This is a genomic window from Hymenobacter defluvii, from assembly GCF_017589435.1.
Classification (GTDB): Bacteria; Bacteroidota; Bacteroidia; order Cytophagales; family Hymenobacteraceae; genus Hymenobacter; species Hymenobacter profundi.
This window is the reverse complement of sequence record NZ_JAGETX010000004.1, coordinates 200475-224441: the sequence shown is the minus strand read 5'-3', so window position 1 is coordinate 224441 and position 23967 is coordinate 200475. Positions and strand designations below refer to the sequence as shown.

20 protein-coding genes are annotated in these 23967 nt (G+C 57.5%); 3 read left to right on the top strand and 17 right to left on the bottom strand.

Annotation, left to right across the window (positions count from 1 at the left end; all coding sequences use genetic code 11):
- Positions 1-103 precede the first annotated feature (103 nt).
- Entirely contained in the window at positions 104-1291 is a 1188-nt protein-coding gene (locus J4D97_RS09715) for a cation:proton antiporter (RefSeq protein WP_208307406.1), read from the top strand.
- A 145-nt stretch (positions 1292-1436) separates the two neighbouring features.
- Here J4D97_RS09715 and J4D97_RS09710 read toward each other — a convergent pair whose 3' ends face one another.
- The 14 genes from J4D97_RS09710 to J4D97_RS09645 all read right to left on the bottom strand — a co-directional run bounded on the left by J4D97_RS09710 (position 1437) and on the right by J4D97_RS09645 (position 16038).
- Positions 1437-3218: a chloride channel protein gene (locus J4D97_RS09710; protein ID WP_208307405.1), complete on the bottom strand. Its 1782-nt coding sequence runs from the start codon at positions 3216-3218 to the stop codon at positions 1437-1439.
- Positions 3219-3375: 157 nt separating this feature from the next.
- Positions 3376-4203 (bottom strand): mechanosensitive ion channel family protein, encoded by an 828-nt coding sequence (locus J4D97_RS09705; protein WP_185283944.1) that lies wholly within the window; start codon positions 4201-4203, stop codon positions 3376-3378.
- 105 nt (positions 4204-4308) lie between these two features.
- Entirely contained in the window at positions 4309-5082 is a 774-nt protein-coding gene (locus tag J4D97_RS09700) for an enoyl-CoA hydratase/isomerase family protein (protein ID WP_208307404.1), read from the bottom strand.
- A gap of 109 nt (positions 5083-5191) precedes the next feature.
- Positions 5192-7243 (bottom strand): phenylacetic acid degradation bifunctional protein PaaZ, encoded by a 2052-nt coding sequence (paaZ, locus tag J4D97_RS09695; RefSeq protein WP_208307403.1) that lies wholly within the window; start codon positions 7241-7243, stop codon positions 5192-5194.
- A gap of 38 nt (positions 7244-7281) precedes the next feature.
- Positions 7282-8460, bottom strand: a complete 1179-nt coding sequence (locus J4D97_RS09690) for a 3-hydroxyacyl-CoA dehydrogenase NAD-binding domain-containing protein (protein ID WP_208307402.1) — start codon at positions 8458-8460, stop codon at positions 7282-7284.
- 135 nt (positions 8461-8595) lie between these two features.
- Positions 8596-9375: an enoyl-CoA hydratase-related protein gene (locus J4D97_RS09685; protein WP_208307401.1), complete on the bottom strand. Its 780-nt coding sequence runs from the start codon at positions 9373-9375 to the stop codon at positions 8596-8598.
- A 19-nt stretch (positions 9376-9394) separates the two neighbouring features.
- Entirely contained in the window at positions 9395-9940 is a 546-nt protein-coding gene (paaD, locus tag J4D97_RS09680) for a 1,2-phenylacetyl-CoA epoxidase subunit PaaD (RefSeq protein ID WP_208307400.1), read from the bottom strand.
- A 58-nt stretch (positions 9941-9998) separates the two neighbouring features.
- Entirely contained in the window at positions 9999-10802 is an 804-nt protein-coding gene (gene paaC, locus J4D97_RS09675; protein WP_208307399.1) for a 1,2-phenylacetyl-CoA epoxidase subunit PaaC, read from the bottom strand.
- Between the two features lie 11 nt (positions 10803-10813).
- Positions 10814-11101 carry a 1,2-phenylacetyl-CoA epoxidase subunit PaaB gene (gene paaB, locus J4D97_RS09670; protein WP_185283937.1) on the bottom strand — a complete coding sequence of 96 codons (288 nt, stop codon included), beginning with the start codon at positions 11099-11101 and terminating at the stop codon, positions 10814-10816.
- A gap of 78 nt (positions 11102-11179) precedes the next feature.
- Positions 11180-12124 carry a 1,2-phenylacetyl-CoA epoxidase subunit PaaA gene (paaA, locus tag J4D97_RS09665; protein ID WP_208307398.1) on the bottom strand — a complete coding sequence of 315 codons (945 nt, stop codon included), beginning with the start codon at positions 12122-12124 and terminating at the stop codon, positions 11180-11182.
- A gap of 159 nt (positions 12125-12283) precedes the next feature.
- Positions 12284-13360: a 1,2-phenylacetyl-CoA epoxidase subunit PaaE gene (gene paaE / locus J4D97_RS09660; protein WP_208307397.1), complete on the bottom strand. Its 1077-nt coding sequence runs from the start codon at positions 13358-13360 to the stop codon at positions 12284-12286.
- 103 nt (positions 13361-13463) lie between these two features.
- On the bottom strand, positions 13464-14045 hold the full coding sequence (locus J4D97_RS09655; protein WP_208307396.1) for a TetR/AcrR family transcriptional regulator: 582 nt from the start codon (positions 14043-14045) through the stop codon (positions 13464-13466).
- Between the two features lie 402 nt (positions 14046-14447).
- Complete coding sequence (fbaA, locus tag J4D97_RS09650; protein ID WP_185283933.1) at positions 14448-15530, bottom strand: class II fructose-bisphosphate aldolase; 1083 nt, start codon at positions 15528-15530, stop codon at positions 14448-14450.
- Positions 15531-15693: 163 nt separating this feature from the next.
- Complete coding sequence (locus J4D97_RS09645; RefSeq protein WP_208307395.1) at positions 15694-16038, bottom strand: hypothetical protein; 345 nt, start codon at positions 16036-16038, stop codon at positions 15694-15696.
- Between the two features lie 307 nt (positions 16039-16345).
- Here J4D97_RS09645 and J4D97_RS09640 point away from each other — a divergent pair, with 307 nt between their 5' ends.
- Positions 16346-17167: a phosphatase PAP2 family protein gene (locus J4D97_RS09640; RefSeq protein ID WP_208307394.1), complete on the top strand. Its 822-nt coding sequence runs from the start codon at positions 16346-16348 to the stop codon at positions 17165-17167.
- Positions 17168-17343: 176 nt separating this feature from the next.
- Here the strand turns inward: J4D97_RS09640 and J4D97_RS09635 are convergent, their stop codons facing one another.
- Together J4D97_RS09635 and J4D97_RS09630 are read right to left on the bottom strand one after the other, a co-directional pair.
- On the bottom strand, positions 17344-17781 hold the full coding sequence (locus tag J4D97_RS09635) for a nucleoside deaminase (RefSeq protein ID WP_208307393.1): 438 nt from the start codon (positions 17779-17781) through the stop codon (positions 17344-17346).
- Between the two features lie 210 nt (positions 17782-17991).
- On the bottom strand, positions 17992-21012 hold the full coding sequence (locus J4D97_RS09630) for a PD-(D/E)XK nuclease family protein (protein WP_208307392.1): 3021 nt from the start codon (positions 21010-21012) through the stop codon (positions 17992-17994).
- Positions 21013-21069: 57 nt separating this feature from the next.
- Between J4D97_RS09630 and J4D97_RS09625 the strand changes: the two genes are divergently transcribed.
- On the top strand, positions 21070-21996 hold the full coding sequence (locus tag J4D97_RS09625; RefSeq protein WP_208307391.1) for an alpha/beta hydrolase: 927 nt from the start codon (positions 21070-21072) through the stop codon (positions 21994-21996).
- Between the two features lie 86 nt (positions 21997-22082).
- On the opposite strand, the gene J4D97_RS09620 is transcribed toward J4D97_RS09625, so the two are convergent.
- Entirely contained in the window at positions 22083-23948 is a 1866-nt protein-coding gene (locus tag J4D97_RS09620) for a glycoside hydrolase family 97 protein (RefSeq protein WP_208307390.1), read from the bottom strand.
- Positions 23949-23967 lie beyond the last annotated feature (19 nt).

Here is a 23967-nt window from a genome sequence, read left to right as displayed (position 1 = left end):
GCCGGCGGCCAGCTATATCGTCAGTGTACGCGAAATAGCGTAAGTTTCGGCTTTGCAGCGCAGATTGCCGTATAGGCAGCTACTGTTGGATTTACTTTTCTGTATGGGTTCATACACTATTCTGATTGGCTTAAGTATAGCCGTCATTCTTTCTTACTTGTTCAACCTGGCCGCCCGGGCTACTAAAATTCCGTCGGTACTGATGCTGCTGCTCACGGGCATTGCCCTGAAGCAGGTAGCAGAATATACCGATTTCGGGTTGGGCATTCCGAAGGTGGTACTGGAGATATTCGGGATTATCGGCTTGATTATGATTGTGCTGGAAGGTGCGCTCGACCTCAAGCTCAGCCGCGACAAAGCCCCCCTTATTCGGCGTTCTTTTATAGCCGCCGCTATTATGCTGGTGGTGCAATCAGTCGCTATTGCGTGGCTGTTGCAGCTCTACGTGGGTGGGCCGTTCCAGAGCTGCCTGATCAACGCCGTGCCGCTGGCCGTGGTGAGTAGCGCAGTGGCCATCCCTAGTGTGGCCAGCTTGGCGGGCGAAAAACAGGAGTTTATCATCTATGAGAGTACGTTCTCCGACATCATGGGCATCCTGTTTTTCAACTTTGCCATTCAGGATAATTTCGCGCAAGGGGCGTCCATTCTCACCTTCTCGCGCGACGTTATTGCGGTGCTCATCGTAGCCGTGGTGAGCACCGCCGTGCTCACGTTCTTGCTGTCACGCATCACACTGCACATCAAGTTTTTCCTGATTTTCGCCTTCTTGATTCTGCTTTACAGCTTGGCCAAGGAACTACACTTGTCGTCGCTGGTGCTGGTGCTGGCCTTCGGCTTGGCCGTGAACAACGCCGAGCTGTTTCTGAAGGGTAGGCTGCGCGAGTGGTTCCACCCCGAGCGCCTAGCCAACGACCTGCACCAGTTCAAGAACATCACCGGCGAGTCGGCCTTCCTGATCCGGACGTTCTTTTTCCTGCTGTTTGGTTTCTCTATCAACCTGAACAGCATCATCAACATCACGTTGCTAGAACAGGGCATCCTCATTGTAGCCATCCTTACCCTGATCCGCTACATCTTCTTGCGCTACGTGGCCAAAACCGACCTGATGCCGGAGCTGTTTATTGCTCCCAAAGGTCTGATTACCATTTTGTTGTTCTACAGTATTCCGCCCCAGCACTTCATCGGCGAGGTGAGCGAGAGCATCCTGTTTGTGGTTATCCTCCTCACAGGCGTCCTGATGATGGTAGGCCTGCTGATTACTCCCAAGCAACCAGAACTGGGAGAGTATTAACGAATGACTGAGTGAAGTTCTGTCCTCCTGAACGCAGTGAAGGACCTTCTCACGCGAGAACGAGTCGTTGTTACGATAGTCGTTCTCGCGTGAGAAGGTCCTTCACTGCGTTCAGGAGGACAGAACAATACAATGAGTCCACCACTTAGTCCACCTCGCGTAGGAGCTGACGGCGGTAGCCGGCCAAGATGGAGGCGCGCAGGATGAAGCCGATATAGCGACCCTCGGAGCTGAGCACGGGTAGAGCATAGGCATCGTGGTCTTCGAGTAGGTGCAACGTGTCGAGGATGCTATCGGAGGCGTGGATGATGGCGGCGGGCTCGCGCATCAGCTCGTGCACGTGGGTGGTGGTATAGTGCTCGTCGTCGAAGAGGGCATCGCGCACAGAGTCAAGCGATACGATTCCAAGTAGTTGGTTGTCTTTGTCGAGCACTGGGAAGATATTTCGGGTAGCGTGGCGAAACACGTTCACCAGCTCGCCCAGCGTATCGTCGGGGTGTACCGGGATGAAGTCGGTTTGCAGGAGGGCTCGCAAATCCAACTGCGAGAGCAGGCCCCGGTCGCGGTCCTGGTGCATCACCACGCCCTGCTTCACCAGCTTGCGCGTGTACACGGAGTAGGGTTCGAAGTACTTGGCTACCAGGTAGGAACACGACGTGACCACCATCAAGGGTACAAACAACGCGTAGCCGCCCGTGATTTCGGCAATAAGGAAGATGGCCGACAGTGGCGCGTGCACTACCCCGGCCAGCATACCCGCCATACCCAGCGCAATGAAGTGCACTTCCGGCACCGGGTGCACGCCGCTCATGTTTAGGAAGCGGGCATACACGAAGCCCGCCATGGCGCCTACAAACAGCGAGGAGCCAAACATGCCCCCGTTGCCGCCTGCCCCAAAGGTGAACGTGGTAGCAAACACCTTGAACAGCACGCTACCAATGGCCACGGCCAAGATCAGCCACACGCTTTGGTCGCCGTACACAGAGAACAACGAGCCGTCGATGATGCGCTCGGGGTGGCCGTTGAGTAGAAATTGCACCATCTCGTAGCCCTCGCCGTAGAGCGGCGGGAAGATAAAGACTAGAATGCCCAACAGCGTGCCGCCCATCAGCACCTTACGAAACGTTCCGGTCTGCTTTTCCCAAAACTTATCGGCCATGAAGTACACCCGAATCATGTACACCGACAGCAAGGCCGTGAACAAGGCCAGCATGAGGTAGTAGGGAATGGCACCCACGGGCCAGCTAGTGGTAATCAGCACGAACGGCTGGCCGGCGTACAATGCTTTCGACACCACGGTAGCTGTGGCTGAGGAAATCAGCAAGGGAATGAAAAATGGCGCCGATAGCTCCGATAGAATGGCCTCTACGGCAAACAGCACGCCCGCAATGGGGCTGTTGAAGATGGCCGCCACCCCGGCAGCCGCGCCGCAGCCTACCAGCAGGCGTCGCTCGCGCCGCCCAATGTGCAGCAGCCGCGCCATGTTGGAGCCAATGGCCGCGCCCGTCACGGAAATAGGGGCCTCAGTACCCGCCGAGCCGCCAAACGTAACCGTGAAAAAGGCCGTAACAATCTGCGAATAGAGCTTGCTGCGCGGTATAATGCTGCTCTGCCGGGAAATGTTGTAGATGATGGGCGTGATGCCCCGGCTAAGTGTGCCGCCCAAAAACCAGCGCGTAAACAGCACCGACAACGAAATACCAATAATGGGGTAGAGCGAGCGGGCAAATACCACGTACTGCTCGGGCACCCACTTAAATATCAGATGCTGGGAGAAGTGAATGGAATTCTTGAGCACTACTGCTGTCAGACCCGCCAGAACGCCTACCAGAATGCTGAGGATAATGAGATAGAGCCGATCGTTGATGTGGCGCACGCGCCACATCAGTAACGGCCGCAGCAATCGGTGCAGACGACTTTTAGGCATGGAAACAGAAAAAAAATAAGCAGGGTCCTCCTATAACTGCAAAGGACATGAAAAGCCGGCAATATCCGCGCCGCAAGGTGAATGACGCATGAAATAACTCAATAATGAGCCAAGGAACTGGCTAACGCTCATTATAAGACGTTATTTTCACTACGCACTACTGCGTGGCATTGGGTAGGGCATAGCCAGCGGCTTGTAAGGCGGCGCGTGTTTCCTGCATTAGATTGCTTTTCAGCTCCAATACCACGCGGCGGTAATCCTCGGAGAACGTCCAGAAGTACACGCGTAGGTCGACGGTAGTGCCGGTGCCTTTCTCTTGCAGCACGTAAGGCGTGCGCGGTTCCTGGTTTTGCACGCCCTGCGTATTTTGTACTTTTTTCAGAATCAGGGCCATCACCTTTTCTGGCCCGGCATCTTGGCCGTAGTCTACGCTAAGCAGGAAGTCCTGCCGTATGCTGCCGTTGCGGGTGAAATTGGTGAGGGGCTCCTTTAGCACCACTGAATTGGGTAGGTAAATGTGCTTGCCGTCAAAAGTTCTAATGATGGTGGTGCGTAGGTTGAGGGCTTCTACGTGGCCCTGCAAACCCTTCACTTCCACAGTGTCATGAATTTGGAAGGGGCGGTTGAAGGCCAGAATCACGCCGGCCAGAAAGTTCTCGGCAATGTCCTTGAACGCAAAGCCCACAATGAATGCCGATAGTCCGGCCGCGCTCAGCAGCCCCGTTACTACCCCCGAGAAGCCGATAACTTGTAGGGCCAGCAGGAAACCAGCTAGTACCAGCACCCACTTGCTGAATTGAATGAGAAAATCGGCTAGTAGTAAGTCGTCGGAGTGGTTGCGCACCCGCGCACCGAGCAACTTGCTGGCGCGGTTGGCCACTACTAGGGCGACCACCACGATAAGCAGCGCAATAATGAGTTTGGGAGACAGGTACAGGAACTGTTTCCAGTAGGTGGCCAGTACCCGTTGCATATCATGCAGCATAGAAGGTAGGGAAGAGTAACTACACAAAAAGCCCCGACCAGCGGGGCAGAGACATGGTGTACTCTACGCGGGGTCGGGGCAATGTGTTAGGCAGAACAGTAAACCCTACCTGGTTTTGAACTGCTGAATGGCGTTGCGCGTGAAATCCGATAGCGCAAGCCGCCCGCTGATGGCAGCTCGCTCAGCCAGAAGCGTATCCCAGTTTTCAGTGCCGTGCCAGAGCACCCGCTTCAACTCCGCCAGTGCCTCAGGATGGTAGCCGACTAACTTGACGGCAAAGGCCGCTACGGCGGCATCCAGCGCTTCAATGGAGTCGGTGAGGGTAGCGTAGAGCCCTTTTTCCTGGGCCCATTCGGCGCTGCGGAACTCGGTGGCCTCCAGGGCCAACTGCGCAAACGCGGCATTCCCGATTTTGCGCTCCACGGCCGGCCCCACTACAAATGGCCCGATGCCAATGATCAATTCGCTTAGCTTCACGGCCGCTTGCTGGGTGGCAAAACAGTAGTCGGTGGAGGCGGCCACGCCTACCCCGCCGCCAATGGCCTTGCCCTGCACCCGCCCGATAATGATTTTGGGGCAGGTACGGCAGGCGTTGATCACCTTCGCAAAGCCCGAGAAAAACGTCAGCCCCTGCGCTTCGTTCTCAATAGCCAGTAGCTCATCGAAGCTGGCGCCGGCGCAGAAAGTCCGGTCACCTTCGCTCCGCAGGATAATGACTTTCGTGGCGGGGTCTTGCCCTACGGCTGTAATGGTTTCGGCCAGCTGCGTGAGCAGAGCGCCAGGTAGGGAATTGTGGCTGGGGTGGAAAAATGAGATGGTGCTGATGCCCTGGGCGTCGGTTGAGGCTTCAACTTTGCCGGCAATTAGAATGTCGTTCATGGGTAGGTTTCTCGCAGTGTTGCGCAGAGAGTTGCGCAGTGTTTCGCAGTGCTTTGGCGTCAGCACACTGCGAAACACCGCGCCAACATTGCGAAACACTGCGAGAAATCTATTCCTGGTTTTTCTTCTTGACCATTGTCAGAATCGTAGCTATGGCCACGGTTTCGTCGGTTTCGTCGGTCACCGTCACCAGCCAGCGCACAATGCCTTTGGCCACGTCGCCGGCGTCGCGCTTTTCCTGAGCTATTTTCTCCTTCACCGTGAGTTGCACGCCAATGGTAGTGCCGGGGTAAACGGGCTTTGTGAAGCGGCACTCATCTAGCCCATAGTTGAGCAGCACGGGTCCCTTGCGCGGGTCCACGAACATGCCGGCGGCCTTGCTCAGAATATAGTAGCCGTGCGCCACGCGGCCCGTAAACAGCGTGCCTTCCAAGGAGGTAGCATCCACGTGGGCGTAGAAGTTGTCGCCGGATACCTGGGCGAAGTTGGTGATGTCGGCTTCCGTTACGGTGTGGCGGTGCGTGGTGTACGTCTGCCCGATTTCCAACTCCTCGAAGTAGTGTTGAAACGGATGCTTGTCGCGCTCTATCTGTTTGGCTTTGGGCTGATATACGTCCGTAATGGCCGTAATCATCGACGGCGAGCCTTGAATAGCCACGCGCTGCATGAAGTGCTCCACGCCCCGGATGCCGCCCATTTCCTGCCCACCGCCGGCCCTACCCGGTCCGCCGTGAATGAGCAAGGGTAGGGGCGAGCCGTGCCCGGTGCTTTCCTTCGCCATTTCCTCGTTCAGAACCAGAATGCGGCCGTGGTGGGTAGCGGCACCCAGCACAAACTCTTGCGCCACAGCCGGGTCGTTGGTCGCTACAGAGCACACCAGCGAGCCTTTGCCCAGGTTCGCCAGCGCAATGGCTTCGTCTACATCGTGGTAGGGCATGAGGGTAGCCACCGGACCGAAGGCCTCTACCTCGTGCGTATCCGTGAACCGGAACGGCTCCGGGTTCAGCATGACGATGGGCGACACGAACGCGCCTACCTGGCAGTCACCCCCAATCACGGCCACTTGGTCCAGGTCGCCGTACACGATGGGCGTATGTTGGGCCAGACGCTGCACTTGCTCACGCAGGCGTTGCACTTGCGCCCGGCCCGCCAGCGCGCCCATCCGCACGCCGGCAGCCTGCGGGTGGCCAATGGTAGTCTGCGCCAGGGCTTTGCCCAACGCAATTTGCACGTCTTCCACCAGGTTTTCAGGCACCACAATGCGGCGGATGGCAGTGCATTTCTGCCCGGTTTTAGCCGTCATTTCGCGGCGTACTTCCTTGATAAACAAGTCAAACTCGGGCGTGCCTAACGTGGCATCGGGACCTAGTATGGCGGCATTCAGCGAGTCGGCTTCCATTGTAAACGGCACCGCTTCCTGGATGATGCGCGGATGGGCGCGCAGCTTGCGTCCGGTTTCGGCCGAGCCCGTGAATGTGACTACATCCTGGTAGGTCACGTGGTCGAGAATACCCTCGCCCGAGCCGCAGACCAGTTGCAGTGCGCCTTCGGGTAGTATTTTAGAAGCAATGATTTCGCGCACCACAGCCTCGGTGAGGTAAGCCGTCGGCACGGCGGGCTTCACAATGGCCGGCATGCCAGCCAGCAGGTTCACGGCAATCTTTTCCAGCATCCCCCAGATGGGGAAGTTGTAGGCGTTGATGTGCACCGCTACCCCCTCCTTGGGCACCAGCAAATGATACCCAATGAAGTTTCCGCCCTTCGACAGCGCAATGGGGTCCGACTCCACATAAAACGGTTTGTTTGGAAACTTGCGGCGCAACGAGGCGTTTGCAAATAGGTTGCCGATGCCGCCCTCAATATCAATCCAACTGTCGGCGCGGGTAGCGCCGGAGCGGTAGCTCAGGGTGTAGAAGTCTTCCTTTTTACTGTCGAGGTGAAAAGCCAAAGCCTTCAGCATGCGGCCTCGCTCGTGGAAGGTCATCTTGCGCAGAGCCTTGTTGCCGGTGCGGCGGGCGTAGTCAAACATGGCCGCATAGTCGAGACCTTCGCCGTTGGCAATGGCCACTACCTCGCCGGTGCTGGCATCATATAATTCCTGCTGCTCGCCGGTGCCGGCCATCCAGCGGCCAAGAGCGTAGTTTTCGAGTTGGGTAGGCATAGGGTGGGAAGGTTTAGATCGAGAACTAAAACCGGCTGCTACAGCGTAGCCCCGGCTTCTGTTGGAAAGAACGTTTGCCCGGCTTGCGCCATGCGGCGCAGGAGCGGACTAGCGCGGTAGCGCTCCTCGTGGTACTCATGGTAGAGGTCGTCGAGGGTTTGCAGTACTTGGGGTAAACCGAGTTCATCGGCCCAGGCCAGTAGGCCTTTCGGGTAGTTGACACCGGTGGTCATGGCTACTTCCAGGTCGGCGGCGGTGGCTACGCGCAGGTACAAGGCATCAGCGGCCTCGTTGATGAGCATGGCTAGGATGCGATGAAGGATAGCTTGGCCGAGGGCTTCGTCTCGGGTAGGCGAGGGAGTATGGGCGCCGGGCGCGTAGTCGTAGAAGCCACGACCCGACTTACGGCCGTAGTAGCCGGCTTCCAGCAGCCGTTTCTGCGTGAGCGAAGGCCGGTAGCGTGGGTCGTAGAAAAAGGCCGTCCAGACGGATTCTGTCACGCGGTAGTTCACGTCGTGCCCGATGAAGTCCGTCAGCGCAAACGGCCCCATGCGGAAGCCGCCTAGCTCGGTCATGGCCCAGTCGATGGTAGCCGCGTCGGCCACACCTTCCTCCAGCAGCCGGATGGCCTCGCCGTAGAACGGACGTGCCACGCGGTTCACGATGAAGCCCGGCGTGTCTTGCACCAGCACGGGACGCTTGCCCCAGCTCTGCACCAAGGCGCGCACCTCGTCGGCCAGGCCAGGGCGGGTTTGCACGGCCGGCACCACTTCCACCAGCTGCATCAGCGGCGCCGGATTGAAAAAGTGAATACCCACAAACCGCTTTGGGTGCTGACAAGCGGCAGCAATGGAGGTAATGGATAGGGAAGACGTATTGGTAGCCAGCACACAATCAGTACTCACCACGCGCTCTACCTCCTGGAAAACCTGCTGTTTTGCGGCCAAGTCTTCCACAATGGCCTCTACCACCAAGCCGCAATCCGCAAAATCTGCCTGGTTTTCGGTGAATTGGATACGGGCGAAGGCCCCCACGGCGTCTTCCGCCGTCAGCTTGCCTTTCTCGGCTAGCTTATCCAAGCTCTGCCGAATGCGTTGGGCGGCCTGTTGCAGCGCCGTCTGGTTTTGGTCGAGCAGCCAGACGGGGTGTCCGGCGGTGGCTGCTACTTGCGCAATACCCGCGCCCATCGCGCCGCTGCCGATAATGCCAATGGTCATGGTTGTATAGTATAATACAGTACGTAGTCATTCCGACCAGCGGAAGAAATCTCGCTTGCTAGTAATTTCTGACAACGAAGATTACTGTGACACGCGAGATTTCTCCCGCTGGTCGAAATGACGTTTTAATGGATTTTACTGTCCCTTAAACACCGGCTGGCGCTTTTCCATGAAGGCGGCTACACCCTCCTGATAATCGGCGGTGTGGCCGGCGCGGAGTTGGTAGTCAGCCTCGGCGCGGAGCTGTTGGGTGAGGTCGTTGGTGGAGCTGAGGTTCAGCAGCTGCTTGGTGTAGGCGAGGGCGCGGGTGGGTAGGGCCGCCAGTTTCTGGGTGAGCTTCGTTACTTCCTCATCGAAGGCATCATCGGCAAAGGCTTTGTAGATCATGCCCATCTGCATGGCTTCGGTGGCGCCTACTTTGTCGCCGAGTAGCATGAGGGCCGCGGCGCGCTGCTGGCCCACAAGGCGGGGTAAGAAATACGTGCCGCCGCTATCCGGTATCAAGCCTATTTTGCTGAAGGCCTGAATAAACGAAGCCGATTCCTTGGCCACTACCACGTCGCAGGCCAGCGCCAGGTTGGCGCCCGCGCCGGCTGCCACGCCATTCACGGCCGCCACCACTGGCTTCTCCAGGTTCCGAATCAGCTCCACAATCGGGTTGTAGTGTCGCTCCACAATCTCCGACACCTCGGGGCGGTCTGGCCCGGTGATTTCCGCCAAGTCCTGCCCGGCACAAAACGCCCGGCCGGTGCCCGTGAGCACCACGGCGCGCACGCTTTCGTCCTGCTGGCATGCTTGCAACTGCTCCTGTAAGGCCAGCGCCAGCGGCTTATTGATGCTATTAAACACATCGGGACGGTTGAGGCGCAACGTAGCTACGCCGGCATCGAGGGAGAAATGGAGAAAATCACTCATAAAAAAAGTAAGGTGAAGCCTAGGCGTGGCATTTGAAGTAGTCGAACGGCTCGCGGCAGTCGTTGCACTGGTAGAGGGCTTTGCAAGCCGTGGAGCCAAACTGGCTGACTAGGTGCGTGTTGTCGGATTTGCACAGCGGGCAGCGCACGGCCGTATCGGCCCCGAATAGGTTGAGCATATGGCCCGTGGCGGTGCCGTCTACGGGCGGCGCAATGCCGTAGACCTCCAGCTTCTGACGACCAGCGGCACTCATCCAATCTGTGGTCCAGGCGGGGCGCAGCTGGGTATGAATCGTCACATTAGAAAACCCCTCGGCCAGCAGCCGCAGCCGAATGTCGGTGGCAATGGCATTCATGGCCGGGCACCCCGAGTAGGTAGGCGTAATGGTGATGGTTGCGTGCTCATCCTCAACCACTACATCGCGCACAATACCCAAATCGAGGATGCTGAGCACCGGCACCTCGGGGTCCGATACCTCTTCCAGCAACTGCCATAGCTTTTTGGCTGTTAGCGGTTGGCTGTTAGCTGCTAGCTGTTGCGGCGTTGTGGCTGTTAGTTTATGCACGATTAGGTGAGTTAAGAGAAGCTATCAGCTAACAGCCAATAGCTAGCAGCTAAAAATACTACCAGGTCATGCCGGGGTAGGCGCGTTGCATGTACTGCAATTCAGCCAGTAAGTAGCCTAGGTGCTCGGAGTGGCGGCCCAGCTTGCCGCCCTGCTGCATCACTACGCCCTCGGGCAGAGGTAGGGTGGCCTCCGCGAATACGTGGGCCGTGTGCGCCTGCATGGCTGGCAGTAGGGACGCGTAGTCGGGGAGGAGGCCGGCGGTTTGGATGGTTTGCTCGGCGGGGGTAGGGGTGGTCAACTCGTCGGCGTAGCGCCAGAGGGTGCGCAGGGCTTTTTCAATGCGCTGACGGCTTTCCTCGGTGCCATCGCCCAGCCGAATCACCCATTCCGAACTCCACTTCAAATGATACGCAGCTTCCTTTACCGATTTTTCGGCAATGGCAGCCAGCCGCTCATCGGGGTAGCGCTGAAGCTGTTGCAACACATGGTAATGGAAGTTGTCGAAGAGAAACTGCCGCACAATGGTAGCGGCAAAGTCGCCGTTGGGCTGCTCTACCAGCAGGAGATTGCGGTACTCGGTGGCTGGGCGCAGAAAGGCCAAGTCGTCCTCGGTGCGGCCCTTGCCTTCCAACTCGGCGGCGTACTGGTAGAGGCTGCGGGTTTCGCCCAGCAAGTCTAGCGCAATGTTAGCCAGAGCCAAGTCCTGTTCCAACACCGGCCCGTGTCCGCACCACTCCGACAAGCGGTGGCCTAGTACCAGGCTCGTATCGGCCAACTGCACCAGGTAGGTCAGCAAGGCTGCGTGCACCTCGGGCGGGTATGTGGGTAGGGGTTGGGTGGTAGCTGAAGCAGATTGCATAACCTACAGGTTTACATATGTTTGATGGAGTCCGGTACCTCAAAGAAGGTAGGGTGCCGATACACTTTATCCGCCGCCGGATCGAAAAAGGCCGCCGCGTCGTCGGGGTTGGAGGCGTGGATGTGGCGTGACTCTACCACCCAGATACTCACGCCTTCGAGGCGGCGCGTATACACGTCGCGAGCGTTTTGCATGGCCATAGCGGCGTCGGCGGCGTGCAAGCTACCCACGTGTTTATGGTCGAGGCCCTGCTTGCTGCGGATAAAGACTTCCCACAGGGGCCATTCGGATTGGGTCATTTTATTAAGCTGTTAGCTGATGGCTATTAACTGTTAGCCACGTGTACAAACCAAGATAGAGCTAGTAGCTAACAGCTATCAACTAATAGCTTTCTCCGTTCTTTTCTTGGCATGTGCCAAGGCGGCTTCGCGCACCCAGGCGCCGTCTTCGTGGGCCTGCACACGGGCTTGCAACCGGTCATGGTTACAGAGACCGTTGCCCTTCACCACCTGCCAGAACTCGTCCCAATCTACTTCGCCAAAATCGTAGGCCTTTTTGTCTTCGTTCCAGTGTAAGTCCTTGTCGGGAACCGTAAGACCCAGAAACTCGGCCTGAGGCACCATCATATCCACGAATTTCTGGCGCAGCTCGTCATTAGTAAAGCGCTTGATACGCCACTGCATCGAGCGCTCGGTGTTAGGCGACTCCGCATCTTTCGGCCCGAACATCATCAGGGTAGGCCACCACCAGCGGTTGAAGGCCTCCTGGGCCATAGCTTTCTGCTCGGGCGCACCCTCACACAAGGTCTGCATAATCTCGAAGCCCTGACGCTGGTGGAAGCTCTCCTCCTTGCACACGCGCACCATGGCGCGGGCATAGGGGCCGTAGGAAGTGCGGCACAGCGGCACCTGATTCAGAATGGCGGCGCCATCTACCAGCCAACCCACGCAGCCAATATCGGCCCAGCTGAGGGTAGGGTAGTTGAAAATGCTGGAATACTTGGCCTTACCCGAGTGCAGGTCGGCCAGCATCTGGTCGCGGGAGGCGCCCAGGGTTTCGGCAGCCGAGTAGAGGTAGAGGCCGTGGCCGGCTTCGTCCTGCACCTTCGCCAGCAAAATGGCCTTGCGCTTCAAGGAAGGCGCCCGCGTAATCCAGTTACCCTCCGGCAGCATGCCTACCAACTCAGAATGAGCGTGTTGAGAAATCTGCCGAATCAGAGTTTTGCGGTAGGCCTCGGGCATCCAGTCCTTCGGCTCAATGCGCTCATCGGCATCGATACGGGCTTGAAACTGTTCTTCCTGGGTGAGTTCTAGCGTTTCCATAGTTTTCTAACAATGGTTAACTAACATTTGTTAGTTAAAGGTAGGGAATTTAATGCTCTGTCATTCCGAGCGGAGCGAGGAATCCGAGTCAGCCATTAGGATTTCCTCTCATATCAAATTCAGATTCCTCGCTCCGCTCGAAATGACAGAGCATATCACTTACTGGTCAAAATCCACTTCTACCTCTGCCGAAACCGGTCGGGCCTGGCACGTGAGCACGTAGCCTTTTGCCACTTCGGTATCAGATAGTGAGTAGTTTACGTCCATTTCTACCTGGCCGGTTGTGATGCGGGCGCGGCAGGTGCTGCACATGCCGTTTTTGCAGGAGTAGGGCGCATCTACGCCGGTGGCCAGTAGCTCGTCCAGGATGGTATTGCCGTAGTACGACATTGGCAGCACGTGCGTGTGGCCGTCGAGCTGCACCGTTACCCGGCTCTGCTGGTCGTCGTGGCCGGGCGGTGGGGTAGGGGCAGCAGTGGTAGGCCTAGGTGTACTGGTGCCAAATAGCTCAAAATGCACCTTCTCGGGCGCTACGCCAGCCTCCGATAAGGCAGCGCGCACGTCTTGAATCATCTGCTCGGGGCCGCAGATAAAGCACTCGTCGATGAGGCTAGGCGGGATGAGCGTGTTCATAAACTGCTGAACCTTGGCTTGGTCGAGGCGGCCAAAGAATAGGTCCGTATCGCCCTGTTCGCGGCTGAGGACGTGGTAGACACGCAGGCGCTGTAAGAACGTATTCTTCAGCGCCTCAATAGCTTCCTTGAAGATAATACTGTTGCGGCCCCGGTTGCCGTACACCAGCGTCACGCGGCTTTGGGGCTCCGTGAGCAGCACCGTTTTGATGATGCTCAGGATGGGCGTAATGCCGCTGCCTGCGGCAAACGCCACGTAGTGCCGGGTTTGGGTAGCAAGTAGGGTGGCCGGCCCAAAACTGCCGGCCGGGGGCAGTACCTCCACCGCGTCGCCGGCCCGCAGTTCTTCCACGGCTAGCTGCGAAAACCGCCCGCCGGGTACTTTTTTCACCGCTACGCGCCACTCCTCGTCTAAGGGGCTGCTGCACAGCGAGTAGGAACGTCGGATTTCCTCGCCGCCTACCTCCCGCCGAAACGTGAGATATTGTCCCGGCCGGTACTGGAACGTTGCCCGTAGCTCGGCGGGCACGTCCAGCGTGAGGGCCACGCAGTCAGGCGTCTCGCGGGTGATGTGCTTGATTTTGAGGGTATGGAAGCGGGGCATTTTTTGGAAAGCTGTTAGCTGATGGCTATTAGCCGATAGTCATGTAGTATTGAAAAGAGCTAAAAGCTAGTAGCTATCAGCTAACAGCTCAAAACTAAGAAGCTCATCTAGCCAATCCATTCAGCAGAATCGTCATGATGTTTTCCTCCAGCTCTTCGGGTGTCACATCGCGGCCGGGGCGGTACCACAACTCCACCCAGCGCACTGCTGATAGAATGGTGAACAGCGCCACCGACACGTTGACGGGTTGCAGCTCGCCCGCCGCTATGCCCTGCTCGATGAGCGCGGCAAAGCCTTTCTCGTAGCGTTTGCGGGCCGTTTTGAAGGCTTCCAGCGTGTCGCCGGTGAGGTACTTCCAATCGTTGTTGCCGACGGACACAGCCGCGCCGTCCTCAATCATCAGCTGAATATGACGGCCAATCAGCGTCCGGATTTTCTCCACGTACGTGGCTGTCATCTGCTCTACCTCCGTGAGCTGTCGGATGTAGGTATCGGAAACGTGAAAGCAGATCAGCTCCAGAATCTCGTCCTTAGACTTGATGTGGTTATACATGCTAGCGGCCTCCATCCCTACCTGGGCGGCCAGGTCGCGCATGGAGGTGCCACCAAATCCCTTCAGCTTGAATAGCTTGGCTGCCTCGTCCAGAATCAGCTGGCGCTTGGCGGAGTTCGTGCGTTTGCTCATGCAACGAGGCGGCCTGCTTTGGCCGAATAGGAATGAATACGGAGAGCCTAAAGATAGTTTAACTAACAAACATTAGTTAAAGTTGGCAGCCAAAAGTTTACTGGAGCTAAGAAGCTGTTGGAGTTAAATACGGACGTGTAGAGACGCATACTTGCGTCTCGTCGCATGCGCCAGCTGCGTCATCAAACCTCATCTAATTCAACGCTGAGACGCAAATATGCGTCTCTACACCGTTCCAACTGCCGTCGATTTAATTCCAACGGCTTCTTAATAAAGGATGCACAGTGTAGAAATATAAGATGGTGCGTCAACAGGCCACCTGCCTAAACGACAACTGCCCGGCTGCCCGTGCTTCAATAAGCAGGACAACCGGGCAGTCAGATAAAAACCGAAACCTAGAAACTAGGGGCGGCGGTTGATGGCGTTCAAATCCTCAAACGCGTGCTTAAGACGCTCTACGAAAGTGGTTTCAGCGGAGCGCAGCCACACGCGTGGGTCGTAGTACTTCTTGTTGGGCGAGTCAGGACCGGTGGAGTTGCCGATCTGGCCTTGTAGGAAGTCTTCGTTCTTCACATAATAGTCGCGGATACCCTGCCAGAACGCCCATTGCAGGTCGGTGTCGAGGTTCATCTTCACAGCGCCGTAGCTGATGGCCTCGCGGATTTCCTCGCGCGACGAACCCGAACCGCCGTGGAATACAAAGTTGATGGGTTGCGGGCCGGTTTTGAAGTGCTCCTGCACGTAATCCTGGGAGTTTTTCAGGATGATGGGTTGCAGCTTCACGTTGCCGGGCTTGTATACGCCGTGCACGTTGCCGAACGCCGCCGCAATGGTAAAGCGGGGGCTTACCTTGCTCAGCTCCTCGTAAGCGTAGGCCACTTCCGAAGGCTGGGTGTAGAGCTTGGAAGAGTCCACGTCGGAGTTGTCGACGCCGTCTTCTTCGCCGCCGGTTACGCCCAACTCAATTTCCAGGGTCATGCCCAGCTTATCCATGCGCTCTAGGTAGCGCTTGCAGATTTCGATGTTCTCCTCAATGGGCTCCTCCGACAAGTCCAGCATGTGCGAGCTGTAGAGTGGCTGGCCGTGCGTCTGGAAATGCTTTTCGCCGGCAGCCAATAGGCCGTCGATCCAGGGTAGAAGCTTCTTGGCGGCGTGGTCGGTGTGCAGAATCACAGGCACATCGTAGAGGGCAGCCATCTGGTGCACGTGCTGGGCACCCGAAATAGCACCAGCAATGCTGGCGCGCTGATCGGAGTTAGACACGTACTTGCCGGCGAAGAACTGCGCGCCACCGTTCGAGAACTGCACGATAACAGGCGAATTCACTTCGTGGGCGGCTTCCAGCACGCCGTTCACAGTGTTGCTACCCGTCACGTTGACGGCGGGTAGGGCGAAGGCGTTATCCTTGGCGTATTGGAACAACGACTGTACTTCGTCGCCGTGGAGCACACCAGCGCGCAGCTTGGTTAGGGTTTGGTCGGCCATAGGGCAAAATATAGAGGCAATGAAAAAAGAATCCGTGGGAGCGTCAAACCTACGAAAACCGGCCGTTAGTTGCTAACCGGCCGCGCTGGTAACGCTGCCATTCATCCTCTTTCCTAACCAGCTACTACCCCAAATCGTTTAGCGCCAGTGTCGGATACGCAGTCTACAGCCGACGGCGGTAGGGGCGCAAGGGAGTAGATGAAAGGGGCTTAATAAGGGCGCCTACCCCGCCGTGGAGTGCAAAATACGCCGCCAGAGCAGCTTCCAGACCCGGCTTATCGTCCAGGCTTAGGTCGGCCAATACGTTGGCCTGATCCAAAGGAGCTGCCGACAGGCTGAGGCGGCAACGGTTAATCAAGTAAGGGTGCTCGAGGTAGACGTGGGTGCCATCCTGCGCAGCGTGGGTGTGCATGCAGCGCCAAGAATCGTCGTTGGGGCTGCGTTGCGTGGTGCGGGAATGGTTGTCCAGAGGTTCAAAACCCAGGGCACTTAAATAGGCTTGTGTCATGGGTGAAGGTAGGTATAAATAATTGATTTTCAGGTATAAATACTTAAAGCGCTAGTGCATACCCAACTGCGTACGGAGCGCGTCAGATACAGCAGAAGCGCTAGAAAAGGTTTTTGCAACAAAAATCAAAAAAATGCAATCGGCTAATGCCCAGAGTATTTGCTGCTTAAGTGAAATAACGCGTAACAATTTGGTAATAAGTGGGCGTATCTAAGCAGACTTTCCTTAAAAACACCGTTTAAGGTGGTGCTGCACGGGTAATGCAGTGGACGATAACCGCACATATTTCTGATTCTACTCTTTACGCATGCGCACTTTTCTCTCCCGCAGTCTGGTTGGCTTTGCTCTATGGCTTTCTGTTGTTACGCCTACCCTGGCTCAGGTTACGCCGGCGCCCATTACGCCCGCTGATACCATCACCCGCCCCTACGAAAACCCCAATGGCATTCCAACCCCGCCAGCCGCGCGGCCGCCGTGGTACAAGGGCAAGCTGGTGCGGGCAAGCATCATTCCGGCCATTCTGATTACCTACGGCGCCACTACCATCAACGGCAACGGCTTCTATAGTAGCTACCAAGCCAACCGCGACATTCACAAGCTGTTCCCTACCTTCCGCACCCGTGCCGACGATATCTTGCTGGTGGCACCCTACCTGGAGCTGGGCGCCGTGCTGCTGGCCGGGGTCGAGTCGCGCGACGATAACCTGAACATCGGCTTGGTAATTCTTAAGAGCGAGGCCATCATGCTCAGCAGCGTGTTTGCGCTGAAAAACCTCACTAAAATTCGCCGGCCTGATAATTCGGATATGCTGTCTTTCCCCTCGGGGCATACAGCGCAGGCGTTTTTGGCGGCCAGCATTGTGCACAATGAGTTTCGGCACAAAAGCCAATGGTATGGCATTGGCGCGTATACTATTGCTACCAGCGTGGCCGCGCTACGCATGATTAATAGCAAGCACTGGCAGAGCGATGTAGTGGCGGGAGCCGGCATTGGTATCTTGTCGGCGCACGTGGGCTACCTCACGCACCGCAACCGCTGGGGCCGCAAGCCCATTCTGCCCAAGGGCATGAGCTTTTCGCCTACTTGGCAATACAACGCGCCTGGTTTGGGCATGGTGTGGCAGTTGTGAGGTGGTGAGTTTGTGAAGTTGTGAATAGAAAATACGGCTGTCATCCTGAGCGGAGCGAAGGACCTTCTGCCAGTTGAACGAGTCGTTGTTACGCTTGTCGTTTTACCGTGATAAGGTCCTTCGCAAGCTCAGGATGACAGCCGCATTTTCTATGCACAAACTCACCACCTCACCACTTACTCCTCCATAATATCCTCACTCCAAAGAGTAGGCTCGGCTTCGATGAACTCCTGCATCATCTCCACGCACTCGGGCAGATTGAGGATTTCCACCTCCACGCCGTGCGACTGCAAAAACTCCAGCGACTCGCCGAAGGTCTGCGCTTCGCCTACCACTACCTTCGGAATCTTGAACTGCACGATGGTGCCGGCGCACATATAGCAGGGCATCAGGGTGGTATAGAGCACCGTGTCGCGGTAGGTGCGCTGGCGGCCGGCGTTGTTGAGGCAGTCCATTTCGCCGTGCAGGATGGGGTTGCCCTCCTGCACGCGCTTGTTGTGGCCGCTGGCTACCACTTCGTCGCCGCGGCGTAGTGCAGAGCCAATCGGAATACCGCCTTCTTTGCGTCCAGCACGTGCTTCGTCGATGGCGGCTTGCATGAATTTGTCTTTCATGGGGTAGGAGTTTTTATTAAAGTAGAAGCTATTTAAATTAACTGAAAGGGTCACCGAAACGGTGTAGAGACGCATACTTGCGTCTCGTCGCTTGTGTCGTGCGTGCAGAACCGTTCAACGACGAGACGCAAGTATGCGTCTCTACACCGTTCAACAAGCAACTGAAACAGTTTCCTAGATAAAGTAGAATACCGAGAACGGTCATTCTAGCTACCGCGCGCAAATGCCCCGGTAGGCGCAGTACTGGCACCTATCTAGGTCGTCGGTTTTGCGGATGGGTTCTAGCGGGTCGAGGATGCGGTGCACCAATTGCCCCAGCAGCTCCTCGCTGGCCTGGCGAAACGACTGGCCGTCCTCCGTCAGAAACGACATATCGGCCGTGAGCAGGCCGGCGGGCAGGTTGCGCATGGAGAGGATGGCCGCGTCGGCGGCCGGCTGGCCCTCGGCTTCTAACATAAAGCGGTAGAGCCAGAGCTGGCGCACCTTCTCCGCGCCCGAGCTAGCCTCCATCAGTAAGCGTTCTACGGCCGCAGAGGCAGGCTCTTTGGCTTTTTGCAGCTTCAGTTCGAAGCCCTGCACCATACCGGTTTTGTAGTCTACCACTCGCAGGCTGCCATTGGGTAGGCGGTCGAGGCGGTCGGCGTAGCCGATGAGGCGCACTGGCAGCTTTTCGCCGTCGGGCATAGGCACGAATACCGTGGCAAACAGCTGCTGCTCCAACCCATGAATCTGCAAGGGTAGGGCGCCTGGCTGCGTGAGTAAGCTCTCGAAGTAACGCCGCACTAGCTGTACGGCTACCTGACCCAGCACGTAGTTCAGGCCTTCGTCGGCGCGGGCATGGCGCTCTTTTTCCTCGCGGCGCAGGGCGCGGGCCACCTCTTTATCGGCTTGTTTAATGAGCCCTGGAATATCCTCGGCCGTGAGCAGGCGCTGCTCCTGTGCAAAAGGCTGCAACAGCTTTTCCAGCGCCGCGTGCACCGCCGTTCCAAACCCATCGGCTCCCAGCGTTTCCTCTACCTCCTCGGCCTCCTGAAACCGCGCAATGCGGGAGAAATAAAACTGCAACGAGCAGCCCACGAACTGGTTGAGCGCCGAGGGCGACAAGCCGCGCTCCAACGCGCCGCGTAGAGCGGTCAGCATTTCGGGGTCTTTAGCAAGGGTAAGATCGCCAAGGGCCGTTTCTACTATTTCAGTGCCTATGGGTATTTCTTTTGCTGGCGAGGGTAGGGAAGAAGGTACTGTTTCCACCGTTACGTCGCGTAACTCCATTTGGGAGTTTTGCAGGCGTAAGTCGTTCTCTATCTGTAATAAAAAGCGGCTCCGCTCGCCGGTGCGGCTGCCGTCGGCGCCAGGTAGCACGTGCAGTAGGTCTACGCGGCGGGCGCGCTGCAAGAGGCGCCAGAACTGGTAGGCGGTGGCCGCTTCGTGGTCGGCGTAAGTAGGCATGTTGAACTGCGTGAGCACGTCGTAGGGAAACAGCGACGCGTGATTTTTGGGGGCCGGCAGCACCCGCTCGTTACAGCTCAGAATGATGATGTGGTCGAAGTCTAAGGCCCTGGTTTCCAGCAGACCCATTACCTGTACGTCGGCAATGGGCTCGCCGGAGAAGGGTAAACGGGTGCGGGCCATCTGCTCGTAGAGAAAGCGCCGGAACGAGCGTACCGACAGCCGCTGCTCCCGGCAGTCGAACACCGAATCGAGCCGCTTCACCAGCGTAAAAAACAGGTACAGATACTCCGCCTCAATGGCCGAGTGCTGATCCTGGTAGGCCTTCTTGAGTAGGTCGATGAGTGTGTAGCAGGCGGCAATGATGTCGTCGCAGGTGTCCCAGGTGGCAAACAGCGCCTCAATAAGGGGGTGTTGCTGGCCCATTTCCAGTAGCTCGGTGGCGGGTAGCAGCACGGCCTGGCGCTTGACAATCTGCTGGCAAATCTGGTCGAGCAGGTGGTGGGGCTGCTCGGGCTGCTGATCGAGCCAGTGCTGATAGCGCCGCAGAAACGGGTGCGTGAGCAGCTTTTGCACGGCCAAATGATGGTAGCGCGGCACGCCGTAGCCCGTTTCCTGCGAGCCCTCCCGGATGCCGGTGAGGTGCACTTCAAACAGCAAATCGACTAGGTTGAACAGGGGGGTGCTCTGGAAGCTCAGGCCCATGGTCACGTTGTACTCGGGCACGGCATCGAGCGGTAGGCCGTGAAGCACGGGTAGGAGCAGGGTTTCGTCGGGCAGCACCACGGCTACCTTGGCCTTGGGGTCGAGGCGGCGCGACTCAGCCAGCAGCTGCCCGGCTACCTTGCCTTGCATGGAGGAATTAGCCACGCCCACAAACTGCACCTGGCGGGGTAGGCCGCGCAGCAGCTCCGGTAGCCCGTGGCCGGGTACGCCGCCAAAGGCTTCGGCTGGCAAATCCCACAGCTTGCGGTAGCGGCGCAGATGCTGGCCGGCGCGGTTGGGCGAGTCGGTTTCCAGGTAAAACGCGTCGCCATCAAACAGCACCTCGGCCCGATCGGCTTTGCGCAGACGCTGAATCAGTTTTTCTTCGGATTTCGACAGCGTGCCAAGTCCCAAAAAAACGTGCTGAGGTAGCGTTTCGCCGGCTTCTAAACGGTTCTTCACGCGGCGGGCAGCCAGGCGGTAGGCCAAGCCGGGGTAGGCAAGGTGGTCGTGTTCCATGCGCCGGCGGAGGCGCCAGTACACCTTCTCCAGATCATCCCAGAAACGGAAGTAGGCGGCCGTGGTGCTGTCCTCGGCGGGCGTGAGCGACAAATCCCAGCGCTCCAGGGCTTTGGCCTGGGTGAGGTATTCAAAGACTTTTTTCGGGTTGGCCAGGTTCTGATCGAGGTTGGAAAAGTCCTGCACCAGCAACCCCGACCATCCCACGAACTGGTCGAAATCCAGGCGGGCGTCGATGTCGCGCAAGATGTCGAACAGCAAGAGTTGCAGGGCAATGGGCTCCTCTACCTGCACGCCCGCCAGCTCCACCATGTAATCTTCCATGGCCGCGATGCGCGGGCTCCACACGGCCTGGCCTACCTCGGCGGCCAGAGACAGCTCGTTCTTCAAATACACCACCGCCCGGCGCGTGGGCACTACCACCACCACATCCGACAACTCCCCGCCGGGGTAGCGCGCGAGCAAGTCGCGGGCGGCCTGGGCGAGGAAGGGTAGGGGCCGCGCAGTGAGTAGCGCGGTGGTATTTTCGGGAAGAGTAGCGGTAGATCGGGTAGAAGGCATATACTTGGTGCAGCAAACAGCAACTTAAAGGTACGCTACTCCGTCAACCCTCACACCATGAAAAAATTCCTCCTCGCTACGTTCTTTCTCGCCGCTTCCGCTGCGCCGCTCGCTGCCCAGCAGCAAATCCTACCGCTCTATACCGGCACTATTCCCAACTCCAAGCCCAATAAAAGCGTCACCGAAACCGCCGAAAAGCGCCCCGACGGCGGCGAGTTTGTGCGGCAGGTGGTACAGCCCAAGCTGCTGGTCTACCCTGCGCCGGCCGACAAAGCCAACGGCACCGCCGTGGTGGTATGCCCTGGCGGCGGCTACGGTATCTTGTCGATGGTGAACGAGGGCTACCAGGTAGCCGAGAAACTGAACGCCATGGGTATCACGGTGTTTGTGCTGAAATACCGCCTGCCCGACGACCGTACCCAACCTGACAGAAGCATTGCGCCGTTGCTGGATGTGCAGCAGGCCATTCGGATGGTGCGTGAGCAGGCTGCCAAGTTCAACATCAACCCCAACCGCATTGGGGTAGCGGGTTTCTCGGCTGGTGGGCACCTGGCCAGCACAGCCGGTACGCACTTCGCGAAACCAGTAGGAAACAAGCCCGGCCCTACCTCCGTGCGCCCCGATTTTCTGATTCTGGCCTACCCCGTTATCACGTTTGCCGATAGCCTCACACACGGCGGCTCACGGGATAATCTGGTGGGTAAAAATGCTTCGGCTGAGCAAATAAAGCTGTATTCCAACGAGTTGCAGGTATCGGCCCAAACGCCGCCTACCTTCCTGGTGCACTCCGAGGACGATGAGGTAGTGCCGGTGCAAAACAGCCTGCTGTTCTACCAAGCCTGCCTGCACCACAAGGTGCCCGTAGAAATGCACCTCTACCCCAAAGGTGGCCACGGCTACGGCTTCTATAACCGCACAACAAAGGACGATTGGGCGGAGCGGCTACGTAACTGGTTGGATATGAACGGGTGGCTGACGAAGTAGCTCGTAATAAAGTTAGATTAAAAAGCAGTGCCCCTCCTTGAGAAAGGAGGGGCACTGCTTTTTAACTGATACCGGTAGCAGCCGGGCTACTCCTTGGTAAACCGACCAAGGTAGCCGCCGCCCTCCACTAGCTTGAGCGTCAGCTTACTTTTCTTGCTGACGCTGCTCTTTTGGATAGCATCTGCCTTTGGGTTACCGGCTTCATCGGCTAATGTAGCGGCCTGGTAGCTGCCCGTTCCAAGAAAACCCAGATCAACAGCGACGGACTGGGCTTTTTCGCCGTTCAGGGCGGCAAGGTACCAAGTGGTGCCGCTGCGGCGCGCCAACAGGGAGAGAGTACCTATTTCACTGGCTGGCAACACAATCGTTTCGTCCCACACGGTGGGCATGTTCACAATCAGGTCTTTGGCTTTGCTGGCCAGCATGTCTTCGGGGTTGGCGGCTACGCACAGAAAGGGCGAGGTGAACGTAGCCAGCGAAGCCATTTGGTGGGCGAACGTAGTGCCTTTGCCAATGTCGCGGAAAGTGAGGGGAGTGTAGTCGCCGTGGCCGGCCAAGTAGCGCGTGAAGGGTAGGGTAGCATTATGGGCCGGCCACACGGTTGCGTTTTCCAGGCCCCGAACACCCTCGCGCGACAGCTCATTGGGCCAGGTGCGCGACTCGCCAGTGGGCTTATTGGCGCCGTGAAAGTCCAGCATCAGCTGTAATTCGGCGGCATCGTGTAAAGCAGCCTGGTAAAAGTCGATAATCTCCTGCGACTCAGTGTCGAAGAAGTCGATTTTTAGTCCTACTACGCCTGTGTCCTTGCAGCGCTTAAAGAAGGCTTTGCGGGCAGTAGGATCTTTCAGGCCGGGGGTGCCGTCGTGGTCGGGGTAGGCTTTCCATACCCACACCTTTACCTTTTGGGCGTCAGAATACGTCACCAACTCTTGCAGCAACGCCCACGGGTCTTTGCCGCCATCGTTCCAGCGCGACCAGCCTTCATCTACCAAGTTGTATTGAATGCCTAGCTGCCCGGCCCACTGCGAAAAACGCTTCATGTTCTCGAACGTCACGCCGCCGTTGCCGGCCAGCCACGACCACACGCTCTTGCCCGGTTTAATCCAGCTAGTAGCCAGCCCCTGCGGAAACAGTTTCGGATCGGGCTTGGGCGACACGTTGTGCACAATGTCGCAGTTCACCAGCGTGTTCAGGTCAGACCCTACCTCGATGATGCGCCAGGGCGTTTCGACGGAGCCGGTTTTCTTCGTGTCGCCGGTCAGATGGGCCTTGAACACGCGCTGCCCCTCCGCCACCAACGACATGCCCGCAAAGTCGGTGAGGCCACCCTCGGTAATGGCTACATAACCCTGCTTGTTGGGTAGCTGCACCGTGAGCGGTGGCCCGGCTTTCTGGCCAGCCGGTACGTCTTCGATGCGCTGCTTTTGATACTTACCTTCGTAGTTGCCGATATCAGGCTGGCTCCACACGATGCTACCCGCAGGTAGGGTAAAGCGGGTATCATCGGCCGTGGTAGTACTAGCGCCGGTTTTGTTGACCACGTAACGCAGCGCCACACCATCGTTGAACACGCGCGTTTCCACTTGAAACCCGGACGTATTACCGCTTCCCTGCACCGGCACAATAGCCTGGTTGTACTGGTTCACGGCCTTGCTGTGTACGCCGCGCCACGGGTAGGTTTCGTTAACCGACGTGCGCTTTACAGCACCGAACGCACGGCCTTCGCCGATTTTCTGCTGATCTACCTGCAAGCCAAGCGTCGAGGGCTCAACGACTGCTTTGCCCTTGTACACTACACGGTATTGCAGCTGACCTTGCGTCAAGAATAGTTCTACCTGAAGGTTCTTATCTGGACTGACAACCGTGGTTGGCTTGGTTTGCGCCAGTAAGTGGTGGATAGGTAGGGTTTGACTTAGCAATAGAGCAAAGCCGAACAAGGGAAGTTTGCACATAATAGGGTTGAAAGATGGT

Bases quoted from the DNA above. Each gene is read 5' to 3' on its own strand.
- J4D97_RS09630 (WP_208307392.1), bottom strand. From the start codon at position 21,012: ATGCCTTCTACCCGATCTACCGCTACTCTTCCCGAAAATACCACCGCG.
- paaB (WP_185283937.1), bottom strand. From the start codon at position 11,101: ATGACCCAATCCGAATGGCCCCTGTGGGAAGTCTTTATCCGCAGCAAG.
- J4D97_RS09710 (WP_208307405.1), bottom strand. From the start codon at position 3,218: ATGCCTAAAAGTCGTCTGCACCGATTGCTGCGGCCGTTACTGATGTGG.
- J4D97_RS09640 (WP_208307394.1), top strand. From the start codon at position 16,346: ATGCGCACTTTTCTCTCCCGCAGTCTGGTTGGCTTTGCTCTATGGCTT.
- J4D97_RS09655 (WP_208307396.1), bottom strand. From the start codon at position 14,045: ATGAGCAAACGCACGAACTCCGCCAAGCGCCAGCTGATTCTGGACGAG.
- J4D97_RS09635 (WP_208307393.1), bottom strand. From the start codon at position 17,781: ATGAAAGACAAATTCATGCAAGCCGCCATCGACGAAGCACGTGCTGGA.
- J4D97_RS09685 (WP_208307401.1), bottom strand. From the start codon at position 9,375: ATGAGTGATTTTCTCCATTTCTCCCTCGATGCCGGCGTAGCTACGTTG.
- fbaA (WP_185283933.1), bottom strand. From the start codon at position 15,530: ATGGCCGACCAAACCCTAACCAAGCTGCGCGCTGGTGTGCTCCACGGC.
- J4D97_RS09700 (WP_208307404.1), bottom strand. From the start codon at position 5,082: ATGAACGACATTCTAATTGCCGGCAAAGTTGAAGCCTCAACCGACGCC.
- paaE (WP_208307397.1), bottom strand. From the start codon at position 13,360: ATGCCCCGCTTCCATACCCTCAAAATCAAGCACATCACCCGCGAGACG.
- J4D97_RS09715 (WP_208307406.1), top strand. From the start codon at position 104: ATGGGTTCATACACTATTCTGATTGGCTTAAGTATAGCCGTCATTCTT.
- J4D97_RS09625 (WP_208307391.1), top strand. From the start codon at position 21,070: ATGAAAAAATTCCTCCTCGCTACGTTCTTTCTCGCCGCTTCCGCTGCG.
- paaA (WP_208307398.1), bottom strand. From the start codon at position 12,124: ATGGAAACGCTAGAACTCACCCAGGAAGAACAGTTTCAAGCCCGTATC.
- J4D97_RS09645 (WP_208307395.1), bottom strand. From the start codon at position 16,038: ATGACACAAGCCTATTTAAGTGCCCTGGGTTTTGAACCTCTGGACAAC.
- paaZ (WP_208307403.1), bottom strand. From the start codon at position 7,243: ATGCCTACCCAACTCGAAAACTACGCTCTTGGCCGCTGGATGGCCGGC.
- J4D97_RS09690 (WP_208307402.1), bottom strand. From the start codon at position 8,460: ATGACCATTGGCATTATCGGCAGCGGCGCGATGGGCGCGGGTATTGCG.
- J4D97_RS09620 (WP_208307390.1), bottom strand. From the start codon at position 23,948: ATGTGCAAACTTCCCTTGTTCGGCTTTGCTCTATTGCTAAGTCAAACC.
- J4D97_RS09705 (WP_185283944.1), bottom strand. From the start codon at position 4,203: ATGCTGCATGATATGCAACGGGTACTGGCCACCTACTGGAAACAGTTC.
- paaC (WP_208307399.1), bottom strand. From the start codon at position 10,802: ATGCAATCTGCTTCAGCTACCACCCAACCCCTACCCACATACCCGCCC.